The sequence below is a fragment of the Streptomyces sp. SP18CS02 genome, from assembly GCF_036322365.1.
Taxonomy (GTDB): domain Bacteria; phylum Actinomycetota; class Actinomycetes; order Streptomycetales; family Streptomycetaceae; genus Streptomyces.
The window spans coordinates 1-8,846 of the sequence record NZ_JAQYXC010000056.1; the positions used below are offsets into that span (position 1 = coordinate 1).

Consider the following 8,846-nt stretch of genomic DNA (forward strand, 5'->3'; position numbering starts at 1 on the left):
CACTGACGTCCTTGAGGTTGTTCACCCGCGCGCCGAGCACGCGGATCAGGTCGTGGATGTCGGCATCGTGCGGCGCGGGCGACCGCGTGTCCGTCCTCGTGGCCATGCTGGTCATGTCTCCATCTCTTGCGCGGACCGCGGGCGCGGTATCCGTCGTCGTCGGCCGGCTCGATCCGGCCGGTTGAGGGCAGTGCGTCCGGTTCGCCCGGCGGCGGCCTCGCGGCGAGGGGCTCCGGCGGCCTGTACCCGCGCGGCGTGAGCGGCCGCGGCGGTCCGGGCGGCGGACAGCATCGGCCGGCTCACCGCACGCGGGGCTGGGCGAAGCGCAGCATGGTGCCACAAGGGTCGCGGAAGGCGCAGTCGCGGACGCCGTACGGCTGGTCGACCGGCTCCTGGAGCACCTCGCCGCCAGCGGCACGGATGCGCTCGAAGGTGGCGTCGCAGTCATCGGTGCTGAAGACGACACCGCGCAGCAGGCCCTTCGCCAGCAGTTCCGCCATGGCCTGCTTGTCGGCGGGCGAGGCGTTCGGATCGGCGAGCGGCGGCTCCAGGACGATCTCCACATCGGGCTGCGAGGGCGCGCCGACGGTCACCCAGCGCATCCCCTCGAACCCGACGTCGTTGCGCACCTCCAGGCCGAGGGCGTCCCGGTAGAAGGTGAGCGCCTTGTCGTGGTCGTCGACGGCGATGAAGCACTGCGAAAGCTTGATTCCCATGTGCTTCACGCTACGGGCGGCACCGCGCCTTTGGCTTCTCCGTTCCTGACCGGTCGGGTGTGGACCTTGGCGACGCAGGCCGGGACGCCGGAGCCGTCGTCGTGGCGGCGGGCACGGTACGCGCTCGGGCTCTCGCCGACCAGCTCGGTGAACCGCGAGCTGAACGACCCCAGCGATGTACAGCCGACCGCGAAGCAGACCTCCGTCACTGTCCGGTCGCCCTGCCGCAGCAGCGCCTTGGCCCGCTCGATCCGGCGCGTCATGAGGTAGCTGTACGGCGTTTCGCCGAAGGCCGCGCGGAAGCTGCGGGAGAAATGGCCCGCCGACATGAGGGCGCCGCGCGCCAGCGCCGGCACGTCGAGCGGCTGCGCGTAGTCGCGGTCCATCAGGTCACGTGCCCGGCGCAGCCGGACGAGGTCCTCCAAGGTCACGTGCCCACCCTCCCACAGGGCGGGGCCCCGGGCCCCTGCCGGAACGAAATCGCCCGGCTGCCCGCGACGCGGAGCTGCGGGGGCACCGCGCGCCGCCCCCGCTTTCCGTACCCTGCGCGCCGCCCGGCACGGGACGCACGTCCATGGGCCGCACGTCCATGGGCCGGGTGCGGCCCAGGGCTCAGGGGTGCATGCGCGCGCCTTTGAGGACCTTGTCCACCGCGTTGCGCGGGCCGTGGACGGCCAGCCCCACCAGGTCGAGCCGGTCCTTGCCCACGGCCCGTACCGCCGCCCGGTTGTCCCGGTCGTTCCCCGTGCCGAACAGGTCCGAGGTGAACACGGCCCTCGGCATGGAGCGGGACAGGGCACGGCCGTGCGCGGCCGTCATGGTCTCCTTCGCCCCCTGGAAGACCAGCACCGGCTGACGGAACATCGGCAGGTACGCGGTGCCGTCGGCGTCCGCGTACGGCTCGCCGATCACCTCGGGCGACACCGTGCCGAGCCCGCTGACCAGGAACGCGGTGACGTTCAGTCGCTGCCAGGGCTCCAGGTCGTCGCGCAGCAGTACGGCGATCTTGGTGTCGAAGCGGACGGGCTCGTCGTGTCCCTCCCCCGCGCCGGCCGCGTTCCCGTTCCTGGTCTCGGTCCCCGTGCTGACGTCGGTCTCGTTCCTGATCCCGGTCCCGGTGCTGATCCCGGTCCCGGTCCTGGTCTCGGTCCCCGTGCTGATCTCGTTTCTCATGCTTTGAGACTCCCGGAGGCGTGACTTCCGCGTCTTGTACGTTCTTTGCGTGACCCGGCCGCAGGACGTCTCCGCCTGGCGTCCGCCGGTGGCGGGCGTCGCCGAGGTCTTCCATGCCCGCTTCACGGAGCACGCGTACCCCATGCACGTCCATGACGTGTGGACGCTGCTGATCGTCGACGACGGCGCGGTCCGCTACGACCTGGACCGCCATGAGCGCGGCACCCCGCACGACACTGTCAGCCTGCTCCCGCCGCAGGTCGCGCACAACGGCTCGCCCGCCACTCCCGAGGGGTTCCGCAAGCGCGTGCTCTACCTCGACATGACGCAGCTGGACGAGAGCTGGATCGGGCCGGCGGTGGACGGCCCCGACCTCAGCGATCCCCTCCTGCGCAGACGTGTCGGACAGCTGCACACCGTGCTCGCCCGTCGGGGGGACGAGTTGGAGGCGGAGAGCCGCCTGGCGCTCATCGGCGAGGCACTGCGCGAGCACCTGCGTCCCCGGCGGGTCGCCGGCAGGGCGACGGCGGACCGCGGAGTCGCCCACGAGCTGCGTGGCCTCCTGGACGAACGGTTGCGTGAGGTCGTCACCCTGGAGGAGGCCGGGCGTCTGATCCACGCCCATCCCACGCACCTCGTGCGTTCCTTCAGCGCCGCCTTCGGCATCGCGCCCCACCAGTACGTGACGGCCCGCCGCATCGACCTGGCCCGCCGTCTGCTGCTCGACGGACAGCCCCCGGGCGAGGTGGCGACGTCCGCCGGCTTCTACGACCAGTCCCACCTCACCCGGCACTTCAAGCGCATCGTGGGCACCACTCCGGGCCGGTACGCCCGTACTCGCCGTGCGGTCGCCCGGTGAAGCCCCGGACGGCGGGAGGCCAGGACATGGGCATCGCCGGGGCCGTCGGCTCCACCCTGACAGGCCGGTTCGGCCACCCTTCGGGTCATCGGCGGGCAAAGGAGGATTGCCGGACAAGTCGGACGGGCATTCATTGCCCGCCGAAGCCTCGCGCGGCTGCGGTCGGCACCGTGAACCGGTGCCGGGGAACGTCGAGAAGGATCTGCACCGATGGCAACTGGCGCCGTGAAGTGGTTCAACGCCGAAAAGGGCTTCGGCTTCATCCAGCAGGACGACAATGGACCGGACGTGTTCGTTCACTTCTCCGCCATCCAGGGCACCGGCTTCAAGGAGCTGCACGAGGGTGACAGGGTCGAGTACGACGTCACCCAGGGCCCGAAGGGCCCGCAGGCGGAGAACGTGGCCGTGATCAGGGACTGACCGGTACGACACCTCCCCTCCCGCCGGGTCGCCTCCGGCGGGACCCCCCTCCGCCCGACCGTCACGTCCCGCGCACCTTCCCCCCGCGGCGGCTCGCACGCCGACGCCCGGCAGCCGTGCCGTCCTTCGCGCCGGCACGACGGGAAAACCCTTTGCCGCGGGGCGGGCGCGCCGGTTAGCCTTATGGCGAGACGAGACGGTTCGTCACGCACATGGTGCGGCAACGCGCCCGACCGCCGCACCACGGCGCTCGCCGCAGAAGGAGGGGTGCTCTCGCATGCCGGATTCCAGGACCTGGTTCATCACGGGCGCCTCCCGGGGCTTGGGGCGGGCGTTCACCGAGGCCGCCCTGGCCGGCGGGGAGCGCGTCGTGGCAGCCGCCCGCGACGTCGACCCGCTCGCCGAGCTGGCCGCGCGGTACCCGGACGATCTCGTACGGCTGCCCTTGGACGTCTCCGATCGTGCAGCGGTGTTCGCCGCCACGGAACGTGCGGTGGCCGCCTTCGGCCGGCTCGACGTCGTGGTCAACAACGCCGGCGGTCTGCTCTACGGCATGGTCGAGGAGGCCACCGAACAGCAGATCAGGGACCACCTGGACGTCAACTTCTTCGGCGCGGTGTGGGTCGCCCAGGCCGTGATACCGCACCTGCGCGCACAAGGCTCGGGGCGCCTCCTGCAGATCACCTCGATGGGAAGCGGCGGCGGCATGGCCTCCGTCGGCTTCTACGGGGCGGGGAAGGCGGCGCTCGACTCGGTCAGCGAGGCACTGGCGATGGAGGTCGAGCAGTTCGGCGTCAAGGTCACCGTCGTGCAGATGGGCGGGTACACGACGGGGCTGTTCACGGCGGGCACCACGGCGACCACGCCCGACCCGGCCTATGGAGCGCTGCGCGCCCGTCTGGAGGAGATGTGGGGCGACGACGCCGGCCCGGATCCGGCCACCGCGGCGCCCCTCGTCATGAAGCTGGCCACGATGCCGGACCCGCCCCGGCGGCTGATCGTCGGCAGCCGCTCCTTCGACATGGTCCTGGAGATGGACGAGGCCCGTACCGAGTACTACCGGGCCTGGGAATCCCTCAGCCGCATGGCGCCGGGCTGACCCCTGAGGAGCGGGCAACGCGGGTGGGGCGTGCCTGGTTGCGGGCCGGCCCAGACGGCCCCGCTTCCGCACGGGACGGATGTCCGGTGCGGAAGCGGGGCCGGACGAGCCCGTCCCGCGGACCGTGCCGGACTCCGGACTCACCGCACGGGACGGTTGAAGCGCACCTCCGGGTTCTGCGGCGTCGGCCCGTCGAGGATCGGCTGCGCCCGGTGGCGGAGATGGAGGTCGAAGAAGGCGCGGATGAAGGCGCGCGTGAGATCGACGGACCGCTCGGCGGAGAGCGTCGGAGGTGTGCCGGGGTACGTCAGCCCCAACTGGTCGAAGAGGAGGGGAGCGTCCGAGAAGGTGTAGTGGTGTGCGCCCGTCACGGCCAGCCAGCGTTTCCAGCCGTCCAGGTGCCGCCACGCGGCGTCCCAGGTGGGGTCACCGCCGCCCGGCTGATGCACCGGGTCGTCGGTGCCGAGCATCATGAACGGCCGTTTCCCGAACCCTTCACGCGGTACGGGATCGCCGAACGAGCCGTCCATGTTGACGCCCGCCAGGACCCGGTCGTCCCGCGCCATGACCGAGGCCGCGGCGGCGCCGCCCAGCGAGTGCCCGGCCGCGCCGATCCTCTCCCGGTCGATGAGCCACGCGTACGGCCACGCCGGACGCGGGCCGGTCAGCCGGTCCACGACGAACGACAGGTCCTGGGCGCGGTTGACGGTGGCCTTCCGCATGTGTTCCGGCGTCTGCGCCTGCTCGCAGGCCACGCAGGTCAGCACACGGCCGCCCGGGAAGACCGTCCCGGACGTCTCGTAGGCGTGGTCCACGGCGGCGACGACGTAACCGTGAGCGGCCAGGTCCTCGGCGAGGGTGGTCAGGGTGCGGCGCGGGATGCCGAAGCCCGGCGACAGCAGGACCAACGGGTGACGGCCGCGCTGCGGCCGGGCCCCGTCGACGCTGTGGGAGCGGGTGGCGCTCAGCTTCGCGACCGCGGCGGCCTGCCCTCCCGCGCCCTCGACCAGCAGCCGCGCCTCGCGCGGGTCCGCGTACCGAGCGGGGGGACGCCCTGCCGCGCGGGCCGGGTAGTACAGGTCGACCATGAGCTCGCGCGGCCGTTCGGGCATCCAGAGGTCCTGCCGGGACCGGTCGACGAGATGGAGGGTGGACCGGCCGACGGGCGACGGCCCGCCGGGGCGCGGCAGCAGCACACCGGCCGTGTCCTGCTGGACGGGGGCGGCGACGGGGGCCACCCGGTCGGCGGCCTGCGCGTGGGCGACCGGGGCGGTGAGTGCGAGAGCGAGGACAAATGCTCCGGCGGCCGCCGGACGCAGTGTGCGTAACGTCTTCATACGGCAGGACGGTAGGCGGCCGCCCGCGCCGCCGGCATCGGCCCCGGGTCCCGGTCGCGTACGACCTGAGAGTGATCCGCCATGCGACCCGGGTGCGTTGACGGGAGCGTCCGTCCGGTGTCAGTCCGCCGGGCGGGACGGGCGGACAAGGCGCGGCGCAGGCCCGCCCGGTACGTCGCGGATTAGGGAGTACGCCCTCCGGTGCGCCCGCCCGGCGTTCCCCTGTGCGCCGGGAGCCGTACGTGGCGCGCAGGCGTCCCGTGGCGCCCTCCCCCCGACAAGGGCCTCACCAAGATCACTTAGGATCACGGGAGATCGAACTCCTGGGGGAAATGCATGCCTTCGCGACTGCGCGCCATCTCCGTGCTCACGGCCCTCACGGTGGGACTGACCCTCTCGCCCGGCCCCGCTTCCGCGGCTTCCACCCGTACGCCGAAGGCGCCCGCTTCGCTCGTTGCCGCGACTCCCGCCGCGCCGACTCCCGACGCCGCACGCCTGCAGGCGGCGCTGGACGAGCTGACCGCCGCGGGCGCTCCGGCGGCGCTGGCAGAGGTGCGCGTCGGCGACACCGTCTGGTCCGGTGCCAGCGGCGTACGTGACCTCCGGACCGGGCAGGCGGCCCGGGCCGGCGACCGATACCGCGTCGCCAGCGTCACCAAGGCCATGACGGCGACGGTCGCCCTGCAACTCGCCGACGAGGGCCGCCTGACCCTTGACGACCCGGTGGCCCGGCACCTGCCCGGTGTGCTGCCGTACCGCGAAACGATCACTCTCCGGCAGCTGCTCAACCACACCAGCGGGATCCCCGACTACTTCGACGAGCTGTATCCCACCGGGTCGGACGCGGAGCTGGAGAAGAACCGCTTCCGTCACCACACGCCTCGTGAACTGATCGACGCGGCCACGAGGAAGCCGCTTGGGCCGATCGGCACGTTCGCCTACTCCAACACCAATTACCTGCTCATCGGTCTCGTGGTGGAGTCGGTGACCGGTCGGCCGCTCGGCCGGGAACTGCGGGACCGGATCTTCCGCCCGGCCGGCATGAAGGACACCTCCTACCCGGATCGCAGCCCGGTCCTCACCGGCCCCCACGTCCACGGGTACCGCCAGGGCGGGAGCGGGCGCCTGGTCGACACCACGGTCTACACCCCGTCGGTGTGGGGTGCCGCGGCGGGCGTGGTCTCCACCAGCGGTGACATCAACCGGTTCTTCCGTGCCCTGTCGGACGGCACACTCCTCTCCTCGGCGCGCCTCGGCGAGATGCGGACGATGAACGAGGTGGGCTACGGCCTGGGCGTCATGGGCGGCGGAGACCTGTGCCCGACCGCGCCCGGCGACCTTGTGTGGGGGAACATGGGCAACGGCTTCGGCTATCGCTCGCAGTCGTGGAGCTCGCCGGACGGCCGCCGCCAGGTCACGTTCGGCTGGACGGTGACCGTGCCGGGTGTCGTCGGGCCGCCGAAGGTGGAGGCGGCCGTACGGGAATTCCTCGTGGCGGCCCTCGGCGCGACCTGCGCGCCGACGCCCGTACGGTGACGGCTCGTCCCCCATTCCGCACTCCGGTCCGGCGAGGCCCGGCGGACGTCCGCTCGCAGCGGGGAGGACGCCACGGGTGACGGGGGGACGCGGACACCGGGCCGGGCGGGCCGTCCCCGCAGCGTCCGCCTTCCGCCCCGTCGGCTGACGCACACGCTGCCCGCGCGTGCGTCAGCCGTCCCCGCCGCCCCGCACCGGTGACGGGGGTTTCCGCCTACGCCTTGCGAAGGCGGCCGATGATGCCGTCGAGGTCGCGGAGGAACAACGGGACGCGGAACTCGTGTCCGCCGGGCTCCTCGTACCACTCGTGCGGGATGCCGGCGCGTGCGAGCCGGCCCCTGAACTCCCGCTGTCCGCCCAGCACCTGGTCCTCGGTGATCCGGGCGAACCAGTCGACGGGCTGCCCCCCGGTGCCGGCCACCAGGAAGACCCGCTTGTCGCGGTAGCTCTCGACGCGTTCGGCGGGATTGTCGGCGCTGACCCTGGCCTCGTCCCACAGCGGCGCGCCGTAGACCGTGCCGCCGGCGAGGTCGGCGGCCGCCGAGGACAGGTTGGCCCAGTGGACGACCGCACCGAACTCGCGGCGCAGGTCGGCCGGACCGGAGTGCGCGCTCACCGAGGCGAAGTGCCCGTAGTACTTGGCCGCGTACTTCAGCGCGCCGAAGCCCCCCATCGAGAACCCGGCGACGGCACGGCCGTCGTACTGGGCGTACGTCCGGAAGTTCGCGTCGATCCATGGCAGGAGCTGGGCGATGTGGAAGGTCTCCCAGTTCCGGGGGCCGGCGTTGGAGCTGACCGGGTTGGAGTACCAGCCCGCGTGCCCACCGTCGGGCATGACGACGATGACCGGTTTTCCGGCGGTCCAGGCGCGGACGCCCATGCGGTCGAAGGTGATGAAGTCCTGGTCGAGGCCCCCGCCGTGGAACAGGTACAGGACCGGGTAGGTACGGCCGCTGGTGTGGTAGTCGTCCGGGAGCAGGACGTTGACGGCCGGGTTCCAGCCGATCGCGCCGGTCGCGAAGCGGTAGTACCGCATACGGGGATCGCTCTCGCCGCGGTCCACGACGCGAAGCCCGAAGCCGTCACCGGGCGCGCCCGCGGCGTTCGCGGCGCCCCCGCGCTTCGCGGCGGATGCGGCGTTCGCGGCGGATGCCGTGGCGATGACGCTCCCGGCACCGAGGGCCAGTGCCGCGGAGACTCCGCCCGTGGCCCTCAGGACGTTTCGGCGGGTGGGGTGGTGCTCGTTCACATCGACCTCCTGGTCGCTCGTTCCGTGGGTGGAAGCGCGTGCCCAGGCCCCTGGTCCGGACCGATCGGTGGGGCCGGGGCGCGCGGCCGGCATGTCCTACGAGACGCTCTGGCCGTCGGTGATCCAGGTGCCCCTGTCGGGGTGCCAGTGGATGGTGGCCTTCTGGAAGCGCTGCACCCTGCCGCCCGCCTCGTCCTGCTCATCGGTCACCGGATAACCCAGCACACCCTCGTGACCCGCCGCATGGAACGCGTCATAGATCGCGTCATGCACCACATGCGTCCCGGTCTGCTCCGACCACAGGAACAGCCCCCGTTCGAAGAACTGATAACGCCCACGCGTACCGTCCGGAGCACGCGACGCGTCCGCCTCATCCATCGTCGGGAAACCCCAACGCCGCTCCGCATCCGTCGCCCAGAACTTCCCCAGGATGTCCCCATGGATCGCGAACGCCACA

10 protein-coding genes are annotated in these 8,846 nt (G+C 72.2%); 4 read left to right on the plus strand and 6 right to left on the minus strand.

Annotated elements, in window-relative coordinates:
* Positions 1 to 299: 299 nt before the first annotated feature.
* The 3 genes from PUR26_RS00150 to PUR26_RS00160 all read right to left on the minus strand — a co-directional run bounded on the left by PUR26_RS00150 (position 300) and on the right by PUR26_RS00160 (position 1,721).
* Positions 300 to 716, minus strand: coding sequence for a VOC family protein (locus PUR26_RS00150; protein ID WP_329868015.1), 417 nt, complete (start codon positions 714 to 716; stop codon positions 300 to 302).
* 5 nt (positions 717 to 721) lie between these two features.
* Positions 722 to 1,147: a helix-turn-helix transcriptional regulator gene (locus PUR26_RS00155; protein WP_329868017.1), complete on the minus strand. Its 426-nt coding sequence runs from the start codon at positions 1,145 to 1,147 to the stop codon at positions 722 to 724.
* 181 nt (positions 1,148 to 1,328) lie between these two features.
* A complete protein-coding gene (locus tag PUR26_RS00160) occupies positions 1,329 to 1,721 on the minus strand; it encodes a DUF2000 domain-containing protein (RefSeq protein WP_329868030.1) in 393 nt (130 codons plus the stop codon).
* Between the two features lie 217 nt (positions 1,722 to 1,938).
* Here PUR26_RS00160 and PUR26_RS00165 point away from each other — a divergent pair, with 217 nt between their 5' ends.
* The 3 genes from PUR26_RS00165 (at position 1,939) to PUR26_RS00175 (ending at position 4,267) form a co-directional block, all read left to right on the plus strand.
* A complete protein-coding gene (locus PUR26_RS00165) occupies positions 1,939 to 2,748 on the plus strand; it encodes a helix-turn-helix transcriptional regulator (protein WP_329868019.1) in 810 nt (269 codons plus the stop codon).
* Positions 2,749 to 2,958: 210 nt separating this feature from the next.
* Positions 2,959 to 3,168, plus strand: a complete 210-nt coding sequence (locus PUR26_RS00170) for a cold-shock protein (RefSeq protein WP_329868021.1) — start codon at positions 2,959 to 2,961, stop codon at positions 3,166 to 3,168.
* Between the two features lie 277 nt (positions 3,169 to 3,445).
* The gene (locus PUR26_RS00175) at positions 3,446 to 4,267 is read left to right on the plus strand and encodes an SDR family NAD(P)-dependent oxidoreductase (RefSeq protein ID WP_329868023.1); all 822 of its coding nucleotides are present in this window, start codon (positions 3,446 to 3,448) and stop codon (positions 4,265 to 4,267) included.
* A gap of 140 nt (positions 4,268 to 4,407) precedes the next feature.
* On the opposite strand, the gene PUR26_RS00180 is transcribed toward PUR26_RS00175, so the two are convergent.
* The gene (locus tag PUR26_RS00180) at positions 4,408 to 5,604 is read right to left on the minus strand and encodes an alpha/beta hydrolase family protein (protein ID WP_329868025.1); all 1,197 of its coding nucleotides are present in this window, start codon (positions 5,602 to 5,604) and stop codon (positions 4,408 to 4,410) included.
* 336 nt (positions 5,605 to 5,940) lie between these two features.
* On the opposite strand from PUR26_RS00180, the gene PUR26_RS00185 reads away from it, so the two are divergent.
* A complete protein-coding gene (locus PUR26_RS00185) occupies positions 5,941 to 7,140 on the plus strand; it encodes a serine hydrolase domain-containing protein (RefSeq protein WP_329868026.1) in 1,200 nt (399 codons plus the stop codon).
* A gap of 214 nt (positions 7,141 to 7,354) precedes the next feature.
* Here the strand turns inward: PUR26_RS00185 and PUR26_RS00190 are convergent, their stop codons facing one another.
* On the minus strand, positions 7,355 to 8,389 hold the full coding sequence (locus PUR26_RS00190; RefSeq protein WP_329868028.1) for an alpha/beta hydrolase: 1,035 nt from the start codon (positions 8,387 to 8,389) through the stop codon (positions 7,355 to 7,357).
* A gap of 96 nt (positions 8,390 to 8,485) precedes the next feature.
* A partial coding sequence (locus PUR26_RS00195; protein ID WP_443076910.1) for an LGFP repeat-containing protein occupies positions 8,486 to 8,846 on the minus strand: 361 nt, incomplete at its 5' end.

Excerpts from the sequence above, each read along its gene's own strand:
- PUR26_RS00175 (WP_329868023.1), top strand. The coding sequence starts at position 3,446 with ATGCCGGATTCCAGGACCTGGTTCATCACGGGCGCCTCCCGGGGCTTG.
- PUR26_RS00170 (WP_329868021.1), top strand. The coding sequence starts at position 2,959 with ATGGCAACTGGCGCCGTGAAGTGGTTCAACGCCGAAAAGGGCTTCGGC.
- PUR26_RS00185 (WP_329868026.1), top strand. The coding sequence starts at position 5,941 with ATGCCTTCGCGACTGCGCGCCATCTCCGTGCTCACGGCCCTCACGGTG.
- PUR26_RS00180 (WP_329868025.1), bottom strand. The coding sequence starts at position 5,604 with ATGAAGACGTTACGCACACTGCGTCCGGCGGCCGCCGGAGCATTTGTC.
- PUR26_RS00150 (WP_329868015.1), bottom strand. The coding sequence starts at position 716 with ATGGGAATCAAGCTTTCGCAGTGCTTCATCGCCGTCGACGACCACGAC.